Below are 21955 nucleotides of genomic sequence, written 5' to 3'. Positions count from 1 at the left end.
GCGCGAGGCGGCCGTGCGCCTGTAAGGAGGCGAGATTTCAACAGCCAGACCACCAAAATATCAGGCCCCGCTCCTACCGCCGGTCAGCGGGGCACCGCGTCGCTGCCGAGCTTCTTGGCGAATGCATGGTCCCGCAGAATAGCGCAATCGCGTTCGCAACTAGTCTTTGGACACACAGACCTTGAGCGGATCTAGCGCTGAAAGTGACAGCTAGCCGGGCGCGAGCGCGATGCTTTCATCGAAGTTCTGAGACTATCGGCGCATGAAACTGTCTTTGGTCGCACGGCCGGAGAGCTTGCGATCAAAGGTCCAGCCGTCCCACCGTTCGCTGATTTTGAGCATCTGTCGTGCAGCTCTGCTCGGTACACGCTAACTGCGGACACGTCCTAATCGAACAACGGCCGACTTTGGAGGCCCCTGACGCAGCATGGGACGCCTGGCTCGCTACTGGTGTCACTTGCGTGAGACCTTCTGGTTCCTTCCAGGAGCGATCGTGGCCGGCGCCACGCTCCTCGCGTTCGCGGCCATCGAGGCCGACGCAAGGTTTGTTGCTTCCGGCGCGCTCGAAGCGTGGCCCAGGATGTTCGGCGCCGGGCCAAGCGCATCGCGTAGCTTACTCACAGCCATTGCGGGGTCGATGATTACCGTCGCCGGCACCGTATTCTCAATCACGCTGGTAGCGCTATCTCTGGCATCGAGCCAATACAGCTCCCGCGTGCTGCGCAACTTCATGCGCGATCGCACAAACCAGTCCGTCCTGGGGACGTTTCTTGGCATTTTCGCTTACTGTTTGGTAGTCCTCAGGTCGATCTATGGAACCGGCGAGGACGCGTTCGTGCCCTCGGTAGCCGTTCTTCTTGGATTACTACTCGGCTTCGGAGGAATCGGTGTTCTGGTGTTCTTCATCCACCACATTGCGCGATCAATTCAGGCATCCCAGATCCTTGATGCTGTCCGCGGGGAAACTTGCGCAGTTGCCGACCGCTTGTTTCCGGAGAATGCCGGAGTGTGCAGCATCCGAGACTCAAGCTCGACAGGTATGCAGTGGCACGACGTGCTCCGCGCGAGCGCACCAGGCTATGTTCAGTTCATCGACTACCCGCGCCTGCGAGCCAATGCACGCGAACACAACGTCCGGTTCTACGTGCACCCGCGAATTGGCCAATACGTGCTCGAAGATGACCTGCTTTTGTCAGTTTCTGAATTATCAGCACCGAAATTCGTGGCTGCTGACGATTGCTTAGCTATTGGTGCGCAGCGAAGCCTCGAGCAAGACGTGGGATTCGGGATACGTCAGGTGGTCGACGTGGCGTTGAAGGCGCTATCTCCTGGTATCAATGACACTACAACGGCTGTCATGTGCATCGACACGCTCACGGCGATCCTCGCTCGCCTCGCATCGCGCGAACTTCGGTACGAGGGCTGTGCTCAGGAGGACGTGCCATGGGTGGACGCGCGTCACCCACTTTATGAAGACCTGCTCGACGAAGCGTTTGACCAGATTCGGTACGCAGCGCGCTACAACGTCGCCATTTTGGAGAGATTGTGCTGGGCGCTCTGTGCGTTGCGTACAAAGACCGGTGTCCCCGAACGATTGCGCGCGCTACGCGTCCACGGGGAGCGGCTGCAAGAGACGGTGCAACGGCACGTCGAGGAGTCCCATGAGTTCAACCGCCTTGTCAGATCGACGGATGCGATTCTCCAAGAACTTCGCTCGAGCGGCTGAAGAATGCGTGCGTGGAGGTGCGCGATCGCTTAATGAACTACATGATTACTAACTGAGCGCTGTTTTCTTCGTTGTGCAGCGGTTTCAAAGCATCGCGAATGCGAGTGCCGCCGACCCTGTCGGTACCAACGCACCGGCAAGCAATCCGCTGGCACTGATCGTTTCGTCGGAAAACCCCTTTTTCAAAAGCGATGCCCCTGCAGGATTGGGCGCGTTCGCAATGACCGTTAGGCCGCCGCCCGCTACCGCACCTGCGACCAACCAATACCGGGTGTCGCCCACGATTCCGGAAATTGAGCCTAGGTACGTCAGCGCCGCGTTGTCGGTGATCGCGGTGAGTCCGAGCGCGCCCAGGAAAAGCGATACGTCGTCTAGCCCGGCGATGGTCGGCTGCAGCCACCATCGTTGCAGGCCTCCCAAGACGACCAGTCCGGCAAGAAAAAAGCCGACCAGGAGAGCCTCCCGAAGGATAAGGGGGCTCTGGAATCGGTCGTACGCCTGCGCGAAGCCCAGGAACAGCAACAGCAACCCGATGAAGACAACCGCGTGGTGGGCGCTCACCACGATGCCCGCGAGTAGGCACACATGCACGACGATGACAGACACAGGTAGTTTGTCGTCGTCGCGGCTGATGCGGTCCGGGAGATGCTTACTCAGGGTCACGGTCGCGAATGTGGCGTTGACGATCACAGCAAGTGAGGCCTTCCACCCGAAGTTCGCCAGCATGAATCCGGTGTCCCAGTCCCACGTCTTGGCGACCATCAGGATCGGTGGGGCCGCGTAAGCGCTCAACGTCCCGCCGATGGAGACGTTGACGAACAAGGCGCCGAGCGCGAGGTACTTCGGCATCTCGGGTACGTCGCTGCGAAACGCGACGGGGCCAAGCATCAATGCCGCGATCGTCATTGCCGCCGGTTCCGTGATCAAAGAGCCCAGCAAAGGCACGGCGGCAAGCGCCAGCCAGGTCGTGGACACGCCGGACCGCAACGACAGCCGATCGGCGATCGCATGCACGATCGTTCTCACCACGTGCAGAATGGGTTTGGAGCCCGCCACCACCATAATCGCGAACACGAACAGCGGTTCGGTGTAGTCGCGCGACTCGACATAGCTTGTCGCTTCGATCGGCCCGACCAGTGTGGCCATGACGGTGATGAGTACGATCGCCCAGAAACCGAAAACGACTTCCACTTCTCCGAGAAGATGGAAGACCCCTGCATGGTTGGGAATTCGATGCGCGAGGCGCTCGAAGCGTTTCGCCGCGAACGTGTGAAGGACGGCGAGTCCGAATATTACGGCGGCCGCGAGTTCGATCGACGTTGGCTGCATGGTCAAGGGTTGCGCATCAGCGCCCGTCGAATTCGGGCAGGCCATGCTTCCGGACGCGCTCTTCCACGCGGGCGCGAAGGCGCCACCGCGCAGCGTCGCTGAGCATCCGCCCCGCCCATCGAAATACATTGAAGTCGCGCACCGTATGCCGAAGGCTGATCATTCGTTCGCGTTGCTCACCGGACGACATCCTCGCCGCTCGATAAATCGCATCGGCGGTTTCCTCGACATGGTAGGGATTGACGATCAACGCCTCGTGCATCTCGCGCGCAGCGCCAGCGAACCGGCTCAGCACCAGAACGCCCTGCTCGTCATCCCGGGATGCAACGAACTCTTTGCATACCAGGTTCATCCCATCGTGGAGGCTGGTGACGACGCAAATGTCCGCGGCACGGTAGAGCTCGATCAACTGTCCATGGTCGTGGTGTTCGGCAAGCAATACGACCGGCTGATAACACCCGGAACCGAAGCGCGCGTTGATCCTGGAGGCGATACGCTCGACCTGCTGCTGGAAAGCGCGGTATTCGTCGAGAGTGGATCTCGTCGGAGAGGCGACTTGCACGAACACGAACCTGCCGCGGAGGTTCGGATGCTTTTCCAGCATGCGCTCGACTGCGTTCAGGCGCTCTACGATTCCCTTGGTGTAGTCGAATCGATCCACGCCTAGCCCGATGATGGCGTGCTCGGGAAACCCGAGGCGCCCGATGACGGCATGCCGGCAATCAGCGGGCGATGCCCATTCTCCTTCGGTGGGGTGAGGCCATTCGATCGAAATGGGATAGCTTTCGATGAAAGTTTCCCGCTCGGCAACAGCCACGACCGAATGCTCGTGCTCGATCCTGGCCTCGATGAACCGATCGACGGTCTCGAGGAAGTTCTTGCAGTGGAACTTCGTGTGGAAGCCCAGGATCGTGCTGCCCAACAATCCGAGCAGGATTTCGCGTCGCCACGGACAGATGCCGAAGGATTCCGGGTTCGGCCAGGGGATATGCCAAAACGTCAGGATCGTGGCTTGCGGCAGCTTTTCGCGAACCAGCGCGGGCACGAGCGCCAAGTGGTAGTCCTGCACCAGCACGACGGGATCTTCGGTACGCGCCTCCTCGACGACGGCATCGGCGAACCGTTGGTTGACCGCACGATAGGCTTCCCAGTCCGATTCGCGGAACACCGGGCGGACGTGCGCGACATGGCACAACGGCCAGAGGCCCTCGTTGGCGAAACCGTAGTAGTACCCCTGCTCTTCTTCCGGCGTCAGCCAGATGCGGCGAAGCGAATACATCGGATGATCCGGCGGAACCGAGACACGATCATCAAGGTCGACCATGTCGCGATCGGCCGTTCCGCTCCCGTGCGCGATCCATGTTCCCGAGCACGCCCGCATTACCGGTTCTATTGCGGTTACCAAACCGCTGGCCGGGCGACGAACCCTTACGCCCTGCTGGTCGCGATCGTGTATGTAGGGCTCGCGGTTGGAGACGACGATGATTTCGTCGCCCCGCAGTTCCGAATGCAGCAAACCCCGCAGGCGCTCAGGCGTCCAGCCTGTCTCCGGGCCCCTCGCGCGCCGATACTCATCCTCCAACTGCCGCAGCCGTCCTCGCAGTTCCTCGGCGAGCGGCGCCAGCTCGGGTCGCACGGCTAAGGGGCCCACGGGGACGACGTCGCCGCGGAGCAATGCGCGCGCCCCAGCAATCCATCCGCGCCAGCTGATTTGCGCGACGAGCATCGTAATGATCGCCACGACAAAACCGAGCGTTGCGAGGAACGCGATCAGATAGCGCCGCGTATCCAAGCTGCGACGTTCGATGAAACTCAGGTCGTGAAGCAGGATCAACTCCGGCGTCGGCTCAAGCCCGATTTCGGAATTTTCGGTAGCGGCCAGCGGGTGGCGGCTGATCAGGACCGCGCCGCCGGGAAGCGTTATGCGCGGGTCGCCCAGGCCAGCGGTTTGCTTGGCGTCCGCGCACGACAACGTAGCCGGAAATGCATTTGATCGTGCGAACACTCCGCCATCCGAGCCGCAGAGCCCAATGCCGAACACACGCTCGTCCTGCGCCGTTCGATCGAAAAGCAACACGAGGCGACGCGCATCGCGTGAGGCCAATGCGTCGATCGTCGAGTCGTGGAGGGCATTGGCCACGAGCGCGGCACGAGCGCTGATGTCGCGCGTGAACCACCGCAGCGTGAGCTTTTCGATCAGCGGAAGCGCCACGTATGCCGCAACCACCATTGCGGCCGCAAGGGGCAGGAGAAATCGAAGCTGGAGTCGAAGATATCCGAGCATTAAGGACCAAACTTTGGCGACGCGACACTCCCCTGTCGCACGGACGCGCGAGCGAACGAAAACGTTGCATTAACTGCGCTGGTGGTCCTTCACGATTGCGGGGAACTCACGGCGCGGCTATAGGTATTCTCCATCATGCGCATGCGCGAGGTGTGCACGCGGGGTGAAGAGCGCCGATCGGAGTTCGGATGCACTTTTTCTGGGAAACCATCGTGGTCCCGCTCGCGCTCTATCTGGGCGTAGTCGCGGTCGCCGTCGTGGTGATCAGGTTGGCGCTCGCCCTTGTCGAGAAGCTGGGCCGACGTGATTAGGAAAGGCGATCGGCGCTGAGGCAAAAAAGAAGGGCTCGATCGTAACCGAGGCCCTTCCGATGCACGGCCCGAGGGTCATGCGTTACGCCGGACGAGTGGCGTTGCCGGACAATATCACCCTTTGATTTTCACAGCGAGCTCGTCGCTCTACCGCCCGCGATCAGTCGCAAACACGTGGAGGCTCTGCCCCCGAGAAGGAAGTCCTTGCCTTCCACGACTGCAAATCCCTGGATTTGAATCTGTTCTGCGACCGCGTCGCCCAAGTTTGCGTTGGCAAAACGCCACTCTGTGGTTCCCAGATAGAGCGTCGTCGCGGCGGGCGCAACCAACACATCAATTGGCCACCGGCGCGACAGAATGTATCGCCCGTCGCTTTGGCGATGAACGTGCAACTGATTCATGACTTCCCCCCGGCGCTCTTGACCCGCCAACAGTTACGCCAACTCCGTACTCCGAAAGTGAATCCAAGGACCCACCTGTCCGAAGGAGTCCGCCGTCCATCAAGTCCGTCGGTTGCCGCTTGCTGACGGCCTACTTGCAGTTCGGCTCGCAAGGCAAGGATGCGAAGCAAGCTGGCACCTGGCCGTTCATCAGTGTTTTTCCCGAATCGACAAGCAGTAGAAATACGCAAGCGGCCGACTGCTTCCTATTGCGAGCATCCACGCAGCCACGGAGGTGCGCAAAATGTACGGTCCCGATGAACGCTACCTGCATATCGCACCTTGGCTGTTGGCGCTGTGTCTGTTTGTCGCGCTGCTTGCGGCGCGTGAACTCGGCTACGCGATCCGCAGGCGCACGCGGACGGACAAGGCCGACGATGACGACGTGTTCGCGATGACCTCCGTTCTCGGCCTGCTGGCCCTGTTCATCGGGTTCACCTTCTCCATTGCCCTCGACCGCTACGAGCACCGACGCGCGTTGGTCGTTGCCGAAGCCAACGCATTGGGTACGACGTGGCTGCGTACTTCGCTGGTCGACGCGCCCGATCGGGATCGCATGCGCGCGGTGCTGCGTGCGTACGTGGCCACGCGCGTGGACTATGGCAATGCGTCCGACCCACGCGCGGAAGCCGACGCATGGCTGCGGACCGAAAGGTTGCAAGGCACCTTGTGGGAGACCGTGGTGCACGCCGTCGGCCCATTCCGCGACACGCCGCGTGCCTCCCTGCTGGTGACCACGACCAACGAATCGATCGACCTGGCCGCCGAACGTTTCGCCACGCGGCAGTCGCACGTTCCGCCGCGTATCCTGCGGCTCCTCGCGACCTTTGCGTTGATTTCGGCCGCCATGGTCGGTTTCCAGCGAGGCAGGCAACGGAATGCTACGACTTTGCTGTTCGTGCTGCTAACGCTGGCGATCGCGCTTGTCCTCGACCTAGATCGGCCGACGGCGGGGCTTACCAATGTGCCGCAGCAGCCGATGCTCGACTTGCAGCGGTCCATGCAGGGCACCTAGACAGGACCACGATGGCGATTGCCGCGACGTAGCGCACGATTTGCGACACGGGGCCTCCGGCCCCGTATTGCGGTCGATCGCCCCTTGTTCGATCATCGCGGCATGCTGACGCTCTCTCCAGACCTCCGGCGATTCGTCATTGCCAAGATCCCCAGCGTTTCGCACCTGGAAGCCTTGTTGCTCCTGCGCTCCACGAACGCGGCCTGCTCCATCGGGCAGTTGGGGGCGCGGCTGTATGTATCGCTGCCCCAGGCGATCAAGATCGTCGACGATCTCGCGACGGTCGGCCTTGCAGTGCACCTCGGTGAAAACGTCCAGTACCTGCCGAAGTCGGAAAAGCTCGCGCGCAACGTCGACGAACTGGCGGAAGCCTACGTCCGGCGCCTGGTCGAGGTGACTCGCTTGATCCACGCAGCCAACGACAAGAAAGCTCGCCGGTTCGCGGATGCCTTCTTCATGCGAAAGGACTCTTGATGGCGCTTCTCGTCTATGCCCTTTGCGCACTTGCCGCATTGGCTTGCTCGGCGTTGCTCCTCAATGCATGGCGACGAAATCGATCTCGGATGTTGTGGTGGAGCGGCGTGTGCTTTTTCCTGCTGACACTCGCCAATATCGCGCTGATCGTGGATTTCTTCGTGCTGCCGGATGTGCCGCTGTGGCCGTTGCGGCATGGACTGAGCTTGGCAGCGATCAGCGCGCTGCTCTATGGCCTGATCTTCGAGGAGAAATGAAACATGGAACCGCTTCTGCTCGGCATGATCTCGATGGGGTCGGCGGTGGCCGCACTTCTCTTCCTGCGGTTTTGGCGATCGACGCAGGATCGCTTCTTCCTCTTCTTCGCAGCGGCGTTCTTCGTCGAATCCATCAACCGATTTGTGTTCGCTACTATTGGGGCGTCCGCAAGCGAGCATCAATTCGGATATGTGTTGGCTCGCCTGGCCGTATTCGTCTTGATTCTCATTGCAATCCTAGACAAAAACGTAATTCGCAAAGCGCGTTAGGCTGCATCATTGGCCGCACCCGGCTCTCCAATTGGTAACTCATGAGTGTGCGGGTCAATTGCGGAGCGTCCGCACGTTAGCCGAGTATCAATGTCCGCTTTGGGTCGAAAGCGGACATCCACTAGCCCTATCTGCTTGACGTCGTACTGCAAACCGAGGCCCTGCCCTACCCATCCTGGACCCCCAGCTCGAAACCTGGCTGAAGCGCTACCCGCCTACAGCGTCTGCCTGCAGAGGACTTGAATAGGAACCGCCTAAAGCGTACACATCTGGCTAACCACCGGTACGCGGAGTTGTACATGAAGTACGTGGGATACCTGCGAGTCTCCACGGCGAGACAAGGCCACTCCGGCTTGGGCTTAGATGCTCAGCGCCTGGCTATTGAGGCGTTAGTCGAGCAGCGGGGTGGCAAGGCACCAGAGATCTTCGTGGAGATCGAAAGCGGTAAGGTCAATAACCGCCCGGAGCTCTCAAAGGCATTACACCTAACGAAGGTGACAGGAGCCACACTCGTTATCGCGAGGCTGGATCGCTTGTCCCGCAACGCGGCGTTCCTGCTTACGTTGCAGGATAGCGGGGCGCGCTTCGTCGCGGCCGACATGCCTGACGCTAACCACCTCACCGTCGGCATCATGGCTCTTGTTGCGCAGCAGGAGCGCGAAGCTATCTCGAAGCGAACGAAAGAAGCACTTCAAGCTGCGAAGGCTCGTGGGCAGAAGCTGGGCAATCCAAACGGTGCTCAAGCCCTGAGGCGCGCCGCTCGCGGAAACACTGCGGCCATCGAGGCAGTTAAAGCGACCGCTGACTCGCATGCTGCTGCTTTGCTCCCCGTACTTCGCGAACTTCGCGCGAACGGTTGCACCACACTCTCGTCGCTTGCCAAACAGTTGAACGAACGCGGCGTCCTGGCGCCCCGGGGCGGCACCTGGCACCGTTCGTCCGTTGCGAACCTAATCGCACGTGCGCGCTGAGGCCACGCAGGGGGAGCAATTGAGCGCTGCGCGCCTGTCTCACGTTTCGGTATGGCACAAGAGGGACTCACCGGGCTTTGCTGCGTAAGGGTTTCAGAGGGTCACTTCAGGAGGCCTTTCGGTATGCCCTAGCGCGGCCCTCGGTACTTGATCGCTTCCTCCAGTTGCACCTTGCGACACGCTTCCACGTACTGGATCAGAGAGGCGTGCGTCGCCAGCCAGTCACGGCACTCAGCGTCGCCACCTTCAGCGGACTCACGGATGGTCCTGAGGTCGGACCAGAGGGAATGCCACCCAGCGGATGCGGGGCCTGAGCCTCGGGTGGATGGACGGTGTTGAGCGGAGTGGCGGCGCAGGAGACCGAGAGTGGCGTCGAGGTGTGCATGGGTGTGTGTAGGGTGGGGGTATGGGGGAAGTGGGGATCGATCGATCTATCAACCCCCTTCGGAATTTTTTCCAAAATCGGGGCCGCCTGGACTGGGGGATGGATGAAGACTTACGCACTGCTCGTGGCGTTGCTCGCGCTCTCCGCATGCAAGCCAGAGAAGCAACTCGCGGACAACCCGCAGACCGCTACGGGCGAGACGCCTATTCGGTTCGTGATCTGCAACACGGGCGGCTCAGGGTGCTTCGTCGCTTCGCGCTTCGCGAGCTTCAACTCCTGCACGGCGCACAAGGAGTGGTCCGATATGAAGTGCGACCGGACTACTCCCGGCAGGATGGATTGCCGCGCTCAGGTCTCCGAAGTCTCCGCCACCTTCTGCACGCAGTAGGGAAACCTATGGGGCAGTTCAACGTCATCCCAAAGGAAATCGTGCCGACGTATCGACGCACGATGCGCTTCTGTAATCGTTTCGCCGAGCGCACTGCGCCTGAACTGTTTCGCTGGCTCGGGTGGTCTACTGCGCTCGCTGCAGTGCAGGTCGTGGCAATACGCACTGAGTCCAGTTGGCTCAAGGCAGTACCGATCCTGCTGGGCCTTTTTGTGGCGGCACGCATCCAGTGGTTTATCGGCCTCAAGCATCCCGAGGTGCCACAACAGGACGGCTCACTGCTGATCCGCTTCCAGTGGTGGCGGATGCTCATCGCGCCCGTGGGGTGGCTGCTTACGTGGGTCTTCGCCGTCGGCGCGGCCAACCTGATCGCCCAGAGCGATCTGCTTCCACCTATTGGAGAAACGAAGGCGGCAGAAACGACGAAGCCCCGGATAACGCCCGAGGCTCAATCAAAGGTCGCACCTGTTGTTGCGCCAGCGGCGGCGTCGAGTGTGACGCGAAGTGTGCCATTGGCTCCCCCGGCTGCAGCGTCTACGACGGTGCCGAAGCCCCCTAATGACTCCCCTAAGGTCGCGCCTCAATCAGCCGTAACGCACTGATTTGCAAGGGCCTACAGGGGGTGGCGCCGGAAGTGGGATCCGGCACCAAGAGTCTTCATCGGTCTTGGCGCCCCCTGCCAAGCTTTATGTGCCCTGCCCTCCACTCTAGGCAATGCATTGGTTCCGGTGCTGATGAACATCTAGTTAGCTTCAAACCGCTTCAAGCCTACTTACGAAAGCGACGAGCATTTGATCGCGTTGATCTTCCTCTTCAAACCAAGCCGCCGCTAGTTTCTTGAATGTTTTCAAACGCATCCCTTTAGGCCGCACTGGACTCATCCAGGCACTCGCATTTTGACCGAGACGCGCCGCAATTTTGTGGCTGCGCCGCCAACTGCGGGCCATTGGGTCTTCCGCTTGTGACGGATAAACCAGCTTCGCGCATTTACGACACAACGGCACATTCCACAGGTACAAGATCGCCATGCGTGCAAAGCAGCGCGGACAGGAGAACCATGGTCGACTTCCACCGAAATGGCACGCCGTTTTGGTGATGACAACGCGCTGCCTAATGTCGCGCCACGCAGCGTGCCGGTCCTTGTAGCGGTACCTCAGCGTCACCATATCCGGTGATGTCTCCAGCTCAATTTCCGCGCCACTCGGCCACCGCCACGTCAGGACATGTCCGACGGACAGGTGTCCGTCACGCTGCAGCCTGCGCACGTCCACTTGTAGTTTGCCAGTTGTCTTCGCATGCCAGCCTGGCCGGCCAGCGCCGCATCGCATCCCGCCTCGGCTCACGTTCCCCCCACAGAATACGAAACCAATAGTTGATCGTGGCGGCGAATCCCGCGTCCGCTTCGAACACAGGGAGCCATCCGTTTTTTGCGGAATGACGCGCGCGGCCGGACACCCGGAGCGATCAGTCCAGGGACCGAGCGACAATCAATTGACGAGCTGCGCCCTTGGTAACTTATAAAGGTGTACGCCTCCCGACTAATGTCTGGCGGGAAAAAACGCTGACCAGTACACGTTGCGACTAGTGCTCGGCTCAAGGTGCACCGTCCATCGCTTGACTGCTACACGTCGCGACTACTTCGGGGCGTATTTCGACTACGGAAATTGTTTCTCGCCATGAGTGGCTCGCTTTGTATTCGGGCGCTACTTCGAGCCACTTTCCCTTGCAGGCATCCACGGGCCACCAGCTAAGCGCGTACAAGGCGCACCGATTTCGCCCCCCCATACGCGTGGACAACAACCACCTTTCGCGCAGAAGCTTTCTAATTGCTTTGTTGAGCGTGCCGGGGCTACGCCAACCCCGATGCCGTAGCACCGAGTACGCGGCGGATAGGTCACCGTTGTTCTTTCCTGTGTAGTTTGCTGCGATCTCGATGAGCAGCTTTAGCGCCCAGGGATCCAATCTGCCGAACTCAGGGGAACGGAGGATGAAGTGCGGGATTCCGAGGAAGCTGTGCTCGCTCGCGCGACCGCGCTTACGAAAGCGCCGCGTAGTCTCATTGGCCATTTTCGCCCCCCGGCGAGTAGCCGACCAGCAGATCGCCTCTCGTCAGCTCAATTCCGATCCTCCGACAAACAGTAGAGGCCACCTGCAGTTGGCGGACAATGATGTCCTTGAAGAGCTCGACCAGTTGGCTATAGGTCCGCTCGCCTACCTCGACGAGGCAGGACCGCAGTTCATGGGCGTGGGCGCTTGTCATGCCTGGGCGCTCCGCTCTGAGTTACTCGCTGGGTTCTGCGCTGCGATCCATCGGTCAAAACCATCGGTGTCGATGTAGACGCGTCGCCCAAGCCGCACGATGGCGCCTGCGGCAGCCATGCCGTTGTGTTCGGCCTGGAATATCCACCAGCGAAGCTGGGGTTCGGTAAACGGGTGCTCGCTCGCGAACTGCGATACGGATCTGAGTCGTCGTGTCACTTCTATTGCTCCGCGCGGCTCGGAGTTGGCCGCTGCGGAAGCCATTCAATATGTCATCTAGTGCGGCGCGGTAATGCATCGCGATAGATGTCACTCAGCGCGAAGGGTGATAAGCCTTCGCCCATCTCGTCTGGGCGTTCTTGATGCCCTCAACAGTAACAACTCCACCGTAGCGCACGTTCATTTCCTTGGCGAAGGTTGTAGCGTTTAAGCGCGTCCCCGCATTTCGTCTCCGCACCCATTCCGATTGAATTTCGGCCATGACTCGAAGTTTTCCCCCGGCATCCTTCTGCAACTTTGCTGCCACAGCTTTCCGCGCGGCTTTTGTCGCAGCTGACTTTCGCCGCTCGACTAATGCGATTGCTAAGACCCTCGCCTCATCGGCGAGCGACTCTATGTAAGCAAGCATTTTGCGAAGGTGCGCCTTCGCTTCAGCCTCATTCAACGCGTCGATTCGTTGAAGCCGGTTCTCTCCGGCGCCCCAAATGTGCTCGATGTAGCCCTTTGCGCTGCTCACCAAGAGGTAGGAGCTCAACTCTTCGACGGGGCGGGTTTCAGTCGCATCTCGCAATTCAATCGCCCACTCCTCACCCGTGGCGGCCAGGGTATCCAAAACTTTTGCGAAACGCTCCGCCAACGCAGCTGCCTCTTGGGTCATCACGCAGCACCTCTGTCAGGCAACGCTGCGAAACCCTCATGGCGAAACTTCAGCGCATTCTCGTGACGCCTTGTGGAAACGCCCTCGGCAGCCAGGTCGCGCGACCAAGGCTTGTCTGCGCACGGTCCGTGCTTCTTCTTTGCTCCTCGCCTCCTACTGTGAGAAGAGCGGGCCGCATTCTCTACGCTTGTCGTTGTCAGGATCGTTCTCCAAGTGGACCGGTTATCGAACGTGTTGCTGAGTGTTAACGCACCCAGTCGCGCCTCTTGCCCGGCGCCTTTGCGGGAGCTTCTATCAAGTGCTCTGACATGCGTTCCAAAGTAGCTCGGACGTGCTCGCCGGTCTGGTGGCTATACCGTTTAGCCATGACCAATGTGCGGTGGCCGAGCGCTTCGGCCACTTCAGCAAGGCTCGCACCATTCATCGTGAGGTAGCTGGCGGTGGTGTGCCGCAGATCGTGGAAGCGGAAGTCGGTGAGTCCCGCGCTAGCGCGGACCTTGCGCCATGGCTTGTCCAAATCCGCAGGCGCATTGTCGTGCGCGCCCTTGAATACCCAACCCTCTTTAGTCGGATCTGCTTTTCGATGCGCACGTAGCGCCTCCTTAGCAGGGGCAATTAGCGGGACGTATCTGGGCTGGCGGTTCTTCGTTTCAACGAAGCGCAGCCGCCCAGACGTGAGGTCTATGTCGCTCCATTTCAGATACCGGATATTTGAGTACCGGGCGCCTGTAGCGAGCGCCAACAAAACGGCAAGGTTGATATTCGAATCAGAGGATTGCCGACAGGTCTTGAGGAGCGCGGTGCGCTCGGCGTCGGAAAGGAAACGGACGATGCCCTCGGATTCGGGAGCCTTCGACACGTCAAGAACGGGGTTTGACGGTAGCCAGCGCAGTTCCTTCCACGCCCACTTGCAGACGGCACTGAGTGCCGCCAGATAGCGATTGACTGTCGCGCCGGCAAGCGGCTCACCGTCGCGATTGCTGCGTGTCTGTAGGCGTCTACGAGCCTCAGCGATGGCCTCAGGCTTTAGGCGGTCCAGCGTCATGTGGCCGTAATTTTCATCCCACCAGGCGAGCAGCGACCTCTGTTTTGCCTCGTCTCGAATCTGACGGGTTGGGAGGTACTCGTCTCTGTACTTCCCAATAAGCTCTCGCAGGGTCCTGCGGCGCTCTAAGGCGGTCGGGACGTAGGTGCCATGACCCAAGTCCGATTCAACTTTGGCGGCCCACGCCTTCGCGTCTGTGAGGCGCTTGAACGTCTTCGTGCGCGGCAGCTCACCTTGCAAGCGAACCCGCACTCGATAACGCTTGGTTCCGTCCTGCAGCGTGCGCGGCTCAATGGTTGCCATGGTGGCGGGGAATAGTCGCTGGTTGTTGTCCCGCGAGTGTCCCCTGCCACCGTTATGGAGTCATGCCGCGTCGCACAACTCGCTCCGAAATCGCTTAATTTAAGTGGTGCCCGGAGTGGGGATCGAACCCACATGACCTTGCGGTCGAGGGATTTTAAGTCCCTTGCGTCTACCAGTTTCGCCATCCGGGCCGGGCGCGGCGCAGCATATCGCGATCTGCGATAACCTTTCCCGGGCCGGCGGGGAGCCGGCGCGGGAGCATTCGATGAGCGAAACGTTCGTTGCACCACGGCCGAACAAAGCTGGCAAGGCCGCGTGGATCTGCCTGGGCCTCGCGTGGGTCGCATTCCTGTTACCGGTACCGGGCCTGGGATTGCTCGGATGGGCGCTGAATTTCGCCGCTTTCATCCTCGCGATCATCGCGATGTCCAACCTCGGGGCGATGGCGGGGTTGTTCCAGTTGCTTTCGTCCCTGCTCGTTTCGCCGTTCGTGTATTTGATCGGCGTGCTGATCTTCTTCGGCACGGTCAGCGGCACGCCGGATTGGGCGGAATGGACGCGCGACCACGGCACGTTCCAGAGCGCCGGCGCCGATGCGGCGGAAGAAGCGAACCAGGCCGCGAACGACGCCGACATCGCCGCGATCGAAGCGATGGCCGACGCCGCGTCGGGCGCGCCGCCCGCGCAAGCCTCGGTCGTGGCGCCGGCTGCGGCTTCGACGCGCTGAACGCAGCGATCTTGACGCCCTGACGGAAGGGGTCCGCTAGAATGCGGGCCCGTTCCAGGGGTTGTGATGGAAGCTTTCCTCGTTTCGACCGGCGTCGTCGCGCTTGCGGAAATCGGCGACAAGACGCAATTGCTCGCTTTCGTCCTCGCCGCCCGCTTTCGCAAGCCGTGGCCGATCATCGCCGGCATCTTCGCCGCGACGATCTTCAACCACACCCTCGCCGGTGCGCTCGGTGCATGGTTGATGCGCGTGGTCGGGCCCGAACCGCTGCGCTGGATCCTCGGCCTGTCGTTCATCGCGATGGCCGCGTGGACGCTGATTCCCGACAAGCTCGACGACACCGATGCCGCCGCCAGGAAACACTGGGGCGTCTTCGGCACAACGCTCGTCGCGTTCTTCCTCGCCGAGATGGGCGACAAGACGCAGTTCGCCACGATCGCCCTGGCCGCGAAGTACGCCGCGCCGGTGGAAGTCGTGCTCGGCACGACGCTCGGCATGATGATCGCGAACGTGCCGGCGGTCTTCCTCGGCGACAAGCTGCTTTCACGCGTGCCCATGCGGCTGGTGCACATCGTGGCCGCCGGTTTGTTCGCGGTACTGGGCGTGATGACCCTCCTCGGCGCGGGCGCACGCTTCGGCTTCTGATTTGCCGTCGAGCTTCGGCCGCCTTCAGTAGTTTTGCTGACCCCCGTCGGTTGTTTTGCTGATTCGCCCGGCGGGCGCGGCGAACAGACTGGATCTCCCGTCCGGGAGGCCTGCCATGTCCACGCGATGGATGCTGCTGATCGTCGCCGCCCTCGCCTGCGCGTCCTGCAAGAAGGAAGAAGCGAAGGCGCCCGCCGCCACGACACCCACCCCCGCGGCGACCGCGGCGGCCAAACCTGCGCCCGCGGCGACCACGGCCGCTGCGCCCGCCGCTCCGGCTGCGCGCGACCGCGTGTTCACGCAGGAAGAGCTTGCGCAGATGGTCGCGCCCATCGCGCTGTATCCCGATCCGTTGCTCGCGCAGGTGCTGATGGCGGCGACGTATCCCGGTGATGTCGCCGATGCCGCCGCGTGGGCGAAAGCCCATCCGGATGCGAAAGGCGATGCCGCGGTGAAACAGGTCGCCGATCAACCATGGGATCCGAGCGTGCAATCGCTCGTCGCGTTCCCGCGGGCGCTCGCGACGCTCGGCCAGGACCCGGGATGGGTGCAGAACCTCGGCGATGCGTTCCTCGCGCAGCCCGACAACGTCATGGACGCCGTGCAGCAGTTGCGCCACAAGGCGCAGGACGCGGGGAACCTGGCGACCAACGAATACCAGAAGATCAGCACGCAACCGGCGCCCGCGCCGTCCGAACCTGCGCCGGTCTACGACGACAGCGGCAGCGGCGCGGTGGTGTCCGCGGCGCCCGCCGCGACGACGGATGTCATCGTGATCGAATCGGCCGATCCGCAGACCGTCTACGTGCCCTCGTACAACCCGACGACGGCCTACGGCACCTGGGCCTATCCCTCGTATCCGCCGCCCTACTATCCGCCGCCGTCGGCCTACTACCCGGTCGGCACCGCGCTCGCGCGCGGCCTTGCATGGGGCACCGGCGTTGCGATCGCCGATTCGTTGTGGGGCGACATGGACTGGAACGACCACGACGTCGACATCAACGTCAACAGCTACAACAGCATCAACACCAATCGGCAGATCAACAACAGCAATTGGCAGCACAACAGCCTGAACCGCGACGGCGTGCCGTACCGCGACCAGGTGAACCGCGACAAGTTCTCCAACCGCCTGCCCGACTCGGCCTCGCGCGATCGCCTGCGCGGCGACGACGCAAAACGTGCGCAGGCGCGCCAATCGATGGAACGCCGCGGCATGGACGCACCGGCACGCACCAATCGCGAAGCGCAACAACGCGCGCAAAGCGCTAGGCGCGACGTCGAGCAGCGGGGTGGTGCCGATCGCGCACGCGGTGATCGCCCAGCGGCCGGTGGAAATCGCGATGCCGCACGGGATCGTGCAGCGGCATCCGCAAATCGCGATCGCGCAGGCGCCAGCGGCAATCGCGACGCAGCCCGCAATCGCGCAGCCGCCAGCGCCAACCGCGGCGGAGCGGATCGTGCGAACGCAGCCAATCGTGCGAACGCAGCGAATCGACAAGGCGGCAATCGCCAGGCCGGGCAGAATCGCCAGCCCACGCAACACCGCCAGCAAGGCGCGAACAACCACGCCTCGCGCGACGCCGCACGCCAACAGGCGAATCGCCAGCAACGTCCGCACAACGACGCATTCTCCGGCGCACGTCAGCCGCAACAGTCGCGCGCCGCGGCGCAACGCGGCCACGCGAGCCAGGGCCAGGCGCGCCAGGCACAGTCGCGTGGTGGTGGCGGCCGACAACAAGCCTCGCACCAGGTCAACCGACAACCGCGCGGCGGAGGGGGCGGACAACGCCAGGCCAGCGGCGGACATCCGCAACGCGCCGCAGGTGGAGGACATCGTCGATGAACAAGTTCCTCCCGTTCGCATCGCTCGCCGCGCTCGCGTTCGCGATGCCCGCGTACGCGCAGCAAGCCTTCCCGACGCCCGACGCCGCCGGCGATGCACTCGTCAAGGCACTGGGCAGCAAGGAAGCCGACGCGACCCAACTCGCCGCGCTGCTCGGCAAGGATTGGCGCACCTACATCCCGACCGGCAGCGTGGACCGCAGCGATGTCGATGCCTTCCTGACGAAGTACCGCGACCGCCACACCTGGCAGGACACCGGCACCGACAGCAAGATGCTGGCCGTCGGCGCGGACGCCTGGACCTTGCCGGTGCCCCTGAAGAAAGACGCGAAAGGCTGGCACTACGATCTGGTCGCGGGCGCCGATGAAATCCGCGCACGCCGCATCGGCCGCAACGAGATCGACGTCATCGATGCGTTGCGCACCTATCACGATGCGCAGAACGATTACGCCGAAGCCGATCGCGACGGCGACGGCGTCCTCGAATACGCGCAGAAACTGATCAGCACCGACGGCCGCCACGATGGCCTGTACTGGGCCGACGACGACAGCGGCGAAATCAGCCCGCTCGGCCCGCTGTTCGGCGACGACACACCCAAGGGCGAGTACTACGGTTACCACTACCGCATCCTCACCTCGCAAGGTCCGTCGGCACCGGGCGGTGCGTACAAGTACACGCTCGGCGACAACATGAGCCGCGGCTTCGCGCTCGTTGCGTGGCCCGCGAAGTACGGCGACACCGGATTGAAGTCCTTCATGATCAGCCACGACGGCGGCGTGTTCGAACGCGACCTGGGCAAGGACACCGAACGCTCCGTCGCGAAGATGAAGACCTTCGATCCCGATAGCGGGTGGCAGGCGATCGACGAACCGAAACCCTAGGCGCGCGATGTCCGAGGAGTACGCCACGAGCAAGGTGTTGCTCGATCGCCTCAACGCGCGCTTGCCCCGCATGCTCGAGCTACAGCGCCACGTCGACGCCGGCGCGAAGCTCGACGAAGGCGAGTTCGAATTCCTGAAGGAGCTGGTCGAGGACGCCAACCTCAGCCACCAGTACGTCGCGCGACATCCCGACCTGCAACCGCTCGCCAGCCGACTGGTGTCGCTCTATGGCCAGATCGTCGAGAAGGCGCTGGAGAACGAGTCGAAAGGTTGAGCGACGCCGCACCTGCGGTATCGTGGACCCCTCATTCGGGGGGAGCCGATGATGTCCGCGATCCAGGCGCCGCCGGCGTGCAGGCCGGCGCAGTCCACGTTCGTCAATGTCGTTGCGTGGATTTCCATCGTGCTGTCCGCGTTCGCGACCTGCTCGGGGCTGTTCTCGCTGGCGATCTTCATCGTGTTCACTACGTCCGAAGACGTGCACCAGTGGTACGTGAACAGCCCGGGTGTCGGTGCGGCGACGATTTCACGATTGAAGTATCTGCCCTGGTTCGTCGGCGGCCACCTCGTGTTCACCACGACGATGTTCGCCGCATCGATCGGCTTGCTGCGCCGTCGCAACTGGGGCCGATGGATGTATATCGGGATCATGGCGCTGTTCATCGCCTGGTTCGTGGCCGTGCTCGTGGTCCCGCAGTACGTGCTTGGGTTCTCCGAGCCGATGCCGCTGGTCATGCGCGTCGTCAGCATCGTCATGACGGCCGCGATCTGCGCCGTGCCCCTGTGGATCATCAGGCGCCTGGTATCGCCAGCGATCGTCGCGGAATTCCGCAGGCCCTAACTAGTGGCACTGGGCGGCGCGCGGCACCAATGGCCTGATCGCGCGTCATCCGCCTTCGACACGGAACCTCGCATGCGCCTTCCGCTCACCCTGTGCCTCGCGCTCACCACCCTGGCCGCGCCCGCCTTCGCGCAGACCGCGCCGCACGCCGAACCGCCGACCAACCCGGTGCTCACGCCGATCCCGCCGGCGAAGGACGCCGACGTCGCCACGCTCGACGGCATCCTCGCCGCGCTCTACGACGTGATCTCCGGACCGCCGGGCCAGGCGCGCGACTGGAACCGCATGCGCTCGTTGTTCGTGCCGGGCGCGCGGATGATGCCGGTGGGTGGCAAGTCGAAAGACGCGATCGGCATCCGCCTGCTCACCGTCAACGACTACGTCGCCTCCTCCGGCCCGCTGCTGCTCGAGAAAGGATTCCACGAACGCGAACTCGCGCGCAGGACCGAACAGTTCGGCAACATCGCGCACGTTTTCAGCACGTACGAGGCGAAGATCGAAAAGGACAACGTCACCCTGCGCGGCATCAACACGCTGCAGCTGATGAACGATGGCAAGCGTTGGTGGATCGTCTCACTGATGTGGCAGGCCGAGTCGCCCGACCTGCCGTTGCCGAAGGAATACCTGCCGGCGACGAAGTAAACGCAGCGCGCTTACTTCGTCTTCGCTTTCTTCTTGGCGTTGTGCGCCGCCGCCGCGCGGATCAACGCACCCAGCGCCTTGTCGTCGATCGATGCTCCTTCGGGGATGTCGATCGCACGGCGCACATTGCCGTCCAGGCTCGAGTTGAACAATCCCTTCGGATCGGCGACCGACGCGCCATTGGCGAAGGTCAGCTTGACGTGCTTCTTGTAAGCCTCGCCCGTGCAGATGATCCCCGCGTGCGACCACACGGGCACGCCCCACTTCCATTCCTCGACGACTTCGGGATCCGCGGCAAGGATCACCTTGCGCACGTGCGCAAGCGTCTCGCCACGCCAGTCGCCCAACTCCGCGATGCGTGCATCGATGTGCGCGGATGCATCGCCATTGCCTGCCTTGGCACTTACCTTCTTCATGGACGCTCCTGTCGGGTCATTGAATCCATCCGGGATGCTTCGCGGCCTGCGCGATCCAATGCGCAAGACGGGCCTCGTCGAACGGATCGTCTTCGTGGATGTGGAAGTAACGCGTGTTCGGATCCTTCGAACCGACCGGCGGCTCGGGATCGAGCAACGCGCCGTTGAAGAACGCGAGCTTGATGTACTTGCTGAAGCAGTGGATGCCGAGGAACCAGCCGTTGCCTTCCACGCCGTAGAGCGGCGAGTTCCACTTCACGGCCTTGCGCACGTTGGGCACCGTGCGTTCGATCAACGCATCGAGTTGGCGGCCGACATCGCGTTTCCACTCCGGCATCGCCGCGATGTACGCCTGCACGGGCGCATCGCCATCGCCCTTGGCGATCTGCGGATTGCCGCCGGAAAGCAGCACCGGGGCTTTGGAGGGGGACTTCGACAAGGCGGGGGCTCCCTGGCGTCGTGAAGCGGGAGCTTACGACGAGTCGGGGCGTTACTCCACACGGCCGGGCCGCAAATCGTGTTGTCCGAAAGCGAGATTGCGCTTGCTGTCGGTGCGCTTCCGGTCACCTCCATTGTTCGCAAAATCACGCCGCAGGCATACTCCCCGCGCCCATCACGGGCTTCAGGGGAAACAATGAAAGTCCATGCACGCCACGCGATGCTCGGGGCATCGCTGCTTTTGCTCGCCGGTTGCGCACCTGCCCGTTACGCAGTGAAGGCGCCGGATCCGTCGAACGTTCCGTACACCAGCACGTCGACCGCGACGACCAATCTGGGCATCAAACATCAACAGGCGGGCGCAACCGCGTTCATGACCGGCAGGTTGCCGGCGTCGCTGGATTACGCCGGCAAGCCGCTGGAACCGGCGGCATACCTCGAGCAATCCCTCCAGGCCGAGTTCGCTGCGCGCGGCGTGCCGATCACGGTGTCGTCGGACGCGTCGGCGTTCCCGCGTCTGGACGTGGCCTCGTTCCGCATGACGAATTGGCGCACCAACGCCTACACGCCGTTCATCACCTTCACCAGCCTCAGCACCGATCTGGAAACTGCCACGGGCCGCAAGCGGATCGCGGTGTTCGTCAAGCGCGGCAAGGTGCCGGTCTGGTCGTTCGACGAACTCGTCGAGCCGACGTTGAACGAACCGCTCTCCGTCGCCGTCAAGGAACTTGCGAGCAAGGTCGCGCGTGAGTTGTACGGCGCGCAGGCATCGGATGAAGCGGTCGACGTCCTCGTGGACAAAGTGACGAACGCGAAGACCGACGATTACCTCGACGTGTACGCGCTGGGTTTCACCAACAACCCCCGCGCCATTCCGACCCTGGCCAAGCTGACCAGCGCGGAGCCGGAGTACGTGCGCATGGCCGCGATCTCCTCGCTCGGCACGCTGCGTGCGGTCGATCAGTTCGAACTGCTCAAGACGCTCTCGCTCAAGGCGGAGCTCTGGCAGGACCGCGCCATGGCGATCAAGGCCATCGGCGACCTGGACACGCCCGAAGGGCGCGCGTACCTCGGCGAGATGCGCACGCGCTTCCAGAACTCGAAAGAAAACGAAGCCCGCTGGACGCTCGATCTGATTTCGCTCTACATCTGACCAACGAAAACGCCCCGCATGGCATGGGCCATGCG

General features: G+C 62.3%; 26 protein-coding genes and 1 tRNA gene. 17 read left to right on the top strand and 10 right to left on the bottom strand.

Features of this window, described 5'->3' with window-relative positions:
- The first annotated feature begins 427 nt into the window (after positions 1 to 427).
- Positions 428 to 1726, top strand: coding sequence for a DUF2254 domain-containing protein (locus GN331_RS10845; protein WP_156641986.1), 1299 nt, complete (start codon positions 428 to 430; stop codon positions 1724 to 1726).
- Between the two features lie 84 nt (positions 1727 to 1810).
- Here the strand turns inward: GN331_RS10845 and GN331_RS10840 are convergent, their stop codons facing one another.
- Together GN331_RS10840 and GN331_RS10835 are read right to left on the bottom strand one after the other, a co-directional pair.
- Positions 1811 to 3055 (bottom strand): putative Na+/H+ antiporter, encoded by a 1245-nt coding sequence (locus GN331_RS10840; protein ID WP_156642062.1) that lies wholly within the window; start codon positions 3053 to 3055, stop codon positions 1811 to 1813.
- Positions 3056 to 3071: 16 nt separating this feature from the next.
- Positions 3072 to 5267 (bottom strand): alpha,alpha-trehalose-phosphate synthase (UDP-forming), encoded by a 2196-nt coding sequence (locus GN331_RS10835; protein WP_197427095.1) that lies wholly within the window; start codon positions 5265 to 5267, stop codon positions 3072 to 3074.
- Between the two features lie 260 nt (positions 5268 to 5527).
- On the opposite strand from GN331_RS10835, the gene GN331_RS16900 reads away from it, so the two are divergent.
- Entirely contained in the window at positions 5528 to 5650 is a 123-nt protein-coding gene (locus tag GN331_RS16900; protein ID WP_269448200.1) for a hypothetical protein, read from the top strand.
- Between the two features lie 128 nt (positions 5651 to 5778).
- On the opposite strand, the gene GN331_RS10830 is transcribed toward GN331_RS16900, so the two are convergent.
- Positions 5779 to 6051, bottom strand: a complete 273-nt coding sequence (locus GN331_RS10830; RefSeq protein WP_156641984.1) for a hypothetical protein — start codon at positions 6049 to 6051, stop codon at positions 5779 to 5781.
- A 283-nt stretch (positions 6052 to 6334) separates the two neighbouring features.
- On the opposite strand from GN331_RS10830, the gene GN331_RS10825 reads away from it, so the two are divergent.
- From GN331_RS10825 to GN331_RS10795, 7 genes are all read left to right on the top strand, one after another.
- The gene (locus GN331_RS10825; RefSeq protein WP_156641983.1) at positions 6335 to 7105 is read left to right on the top strand and encodes a bestrophin-like domain; all 771 of its coding nucleotides are present in this window, start codon (positions 6335 to 6337) and stop codon (positions 7103 to 7105) included.
- 102 nt (positions 7106 to 7207) lie between these two features.
- Positions 7208 to 7579, top strand: coding sequence for a hypothetical protein (locus GN331_RS10820; RefSeq protein WP_156641982.1), 372 nt, complete (start codon positions 7208 to 7210; stop codon positions 7577 to 7579).
- Positions 7579 to 7836 (top strand): DUF5985 family protein, encoded by a 258-nt coding sequence (locus GN331_RS10815; RefSeq protein WP_156641981.1) that lies wholly within the window; start codon positions 7579 to 7581, stop codon positions 7834 to 7836. The genes GN331_RS10820 and GN331_RS10815 overlap by 1 nt, the downstream gene beginning before the upstream one ends.
- A gap of 3 nt (positions 7837 to 7839) precedes the next feature.
- A complete protein-coding gene (locus tag GN331_RS10810; RefSeq protein ID WP_156641980.1) occupies positions 7840 to 8106 on the top strand; it encodes a DUF5985 family protein in 267 nt (88 codons plus the stop codon).
- A gap of 299 nt (positions 8107 to 8405) precedes the next feature.
- Positions 8406 to 9077: a recombinase family protein gene (locus GN331_RS10805; protein WP_156641979.1), complete on the top strand. Its 672-nt coding sequence runs from the start codon at positions 8406 to 8408 to the stop codon at positions 9075 to 9077.
- Between the two features lie 488 nt (positions 9078 to 9565).
- Positions 9566 to 9850, top strand: a complete 285-nt coding sequence (locus tag GN331_RS10800) for a hypothetical protein (protein ID WP_156641978.1) — start codon at positions 9566 to 9568, stop codon at positions 9848 to 9850.
- A gap of 8 nt (positions 9851 to 9858) precedes the next feature.
- Entirely contained in the window at positions 9859 to 10452 is a 594-nt protein-coding gene (locus tag GN331_RS10795) for a hypothetical protein (RefSeq protein WP_156641977.1), read from the top strand.
- A 150-nt stretch (positions 10453 to 10602) separates the two neighbouring features.
- Here GN331_RS10795 and GN331_RS10790 read toward each other — a convergent pair whose 3' ends face one another.
- From GN331_RS10790 to GN331_RS10770, 5 genes are all read right to left on the bottom strand, one after another.
- On the bottom strand, positions 10603 to 10878 hold the full coding sequence (locus tag GN331_RS10790; RefSeq protein ID WP_156641976.1) for a hypothetical protein: 276 nt from the start codon (positions 10876 to 10878) through the stop codon (positions 10603 to 10605).
- Positions 10879 to 11906: 1028 nt separating this feature from the next.
- Complete coding sequence (locus GN331_RS10785) at positions 11907 to 12110, bottom strand: hypothetical protein (RefSeq protein WP_156641975.1); 204 nt, start codon at positions 12108 to 12110, stop codon at positions 11907 to 11909.
- 312 nt (positions 12111 to 12422) lie between these two features.
- Positions 12423 to 12986, bottom strand: a complete 564-nt coding sequence (locus tag GN331_RS10780) for a hypothetical protein (protein WP_156641974.1) — start codon at positions 12984 to 12986, stop codon at positions 12423 to 12425.
- A 244-nt stretch (positions 12987 to 13230) separates the two neighbouring features.
- Positions 13231 to 14334, bottom strand: a complete 1104-nt coding sequence (locus tag GN331_RS10775) for a tyrosine-type recombinase/integrase (protein WP_156641973.1) — start codon at positions 14332 to 14334, stop codon at positions 13231 to 13233.
- A 104-nt stretch (positions 14335 to 14438) separates the two neighbouring features.
- Positions 14439 to 14525, bottom strand: a tRNA-Leu gene (locus tag GN331_RS10770).
- Positions 14526 to 14599: 74 nt separating this feature from the next.
- Here GN331_RS10770 and GN331_RS10765 point away from each other — a divergent pair.
- The 7 genes from GN331_RS10765 (at position 14600) to GN331_RS10735 (ending at position 19913) form a co-directional block, all read left to right on the top strand.
- The gene (locus GN331_RS10765; RefSeq protein WP_156641972.1) at positions 14600 to 15061 is read left to right on the top strand and encodes a hypothetical protein; all 462 of its coding nucleotides are present in this window, start codon (positions 14600 to 14602) and stop codon (positions 15059 to 15061) included.
- 66 nt (positions 15062 to 15127) lie between these two features.
- Complete coding sequence (locus tag GN331_RS10760; RefSeq protein WP_156641971.1) at positions 15128 to 15706, top strand: TMEM165/GDT1 family protein; 579 nt, start codon at positions 15128 to 15130, stop codon at positions 15704 to 15706.
- 115 nt (positions 15707 to 15821) lie between these two features.
- Positions 15822 to 17549 (top strand): DUF3300 domain-containing protein, encoded by a 1728-nt coding sequence (locus tag GN331_RS10755; RefSeq protein WP_197427094.1) that lies wholly within the window; start codon positions 15822 to 15824, stop codon positions 17547 to 17549.
- Positions 17546 to 18430, top strand: coding sequence for a DUF2950 domain-containing protein (locus GN331_RS10750; RefSeq protein ID WP_156641970.1), 885 nt, complete (start codon positions 17546 to 17548; stop codon positions 18428 to 18430). The genes GN331_RS10755 and GN331_RS10750 overlap by 4 nt, the downstream gene beginning before the upstream one ends.
- A gap of 7 nt (positions 18431 to 18437) precedes the next feature.
- Positions 18438 to 18704 carry a hypothetical protein gene (locus GN331_RS10745; protein ID WP_156641969.1) on the top strand — a complete coding sequence of 89 codons (267 nt, stop codon included), beginning with the start codon at positions 18438 to 18440 and terminating at the stop codon, positions 18702 to 18704.
- 51 nt (positions 18705 to 18755) lie between these two features.
- Positions 18756 to 19271 (top strand): hypothetical protein, encoded by a 516-nt coding sequence (locus tag GN331_RS10740; RefSeq protein WP_156641968.1) that lies wholly within the window; start codon positions 18756 to 18758, stop codon positions 19269 to 19271.
- 72 nt (positions 19272 to 19343) lie between these two features.
- Complete coding sequence (locus GN331_RS10735) at positions 19344 to 19913, top strand: hypothetical protein (protein WP_197427093.1); 570 nt, start codon at positions 19344 to 19346, stop codon at positions 19911 to 19913.
- A gap of 11 nt (positions 19914 to 19924) precedes the next feature.
- On the opposite strand, the gene GN331_RS10730 is transcribed toward GN331_RS10735, so the two are convergent.
- Complete coding sequence (locus GN331_RS10730) at positions 19925 to 20329, bottom strand: DUF1801 domain-containing protein (RefSeq protein WP_156641967.1); 405 nt, start codon at positions 20327 to 20329, stop codon at positions 19925 to 19927.
- Positions 20330 to 20345: 16 nt separating this feature from the next.
- Positions 20346 to 20768, bottom strand: coding sequence for a DUF1801 domain-containing protein (locus GN331_RS10725; protein ID WP_197427092.1), 423 nt, complete (start codon positions 20766 to 20768; stop codon positions 20346 to 20348).
- Between the two features lie 195 nt (positions 20769 to 20963).
- Here GN331_RS10725 and GN331_RS10720 point away from each other — a divergent pair, with 195 nt between their 5' ends.
- Positions 20964 to 21920, top strand: a complete 957-nt coding sequence (locus GN331_RS10720; protein ID WP_156641966.1) for a HEAT repeat domain-containing protein — start codon at positions 20964 to 20966, stop codon at positions 21918 to 21920.
- The last annotated feature ends 35 nt before the right edge of the window (positions 21921 to 21955 follow it).

The sequence above is a fragment of the Noviluteimonas gilva genome (assembly GCF_009740395.1).
In the GTDB taxonomy this organism is placed as follows: Bacteria; Pseudomonadota; Gammaproteobacteria; order Xanthomonadales; family Xanthomonadaceae; genus Noviluteimonas; species Noviluteimonas gilva.
The sequence above is the reverse complement of the archived record's forward strand: the minus strand, read 5'-3'. Positions and strand labels throughout refer to the sequence as shown.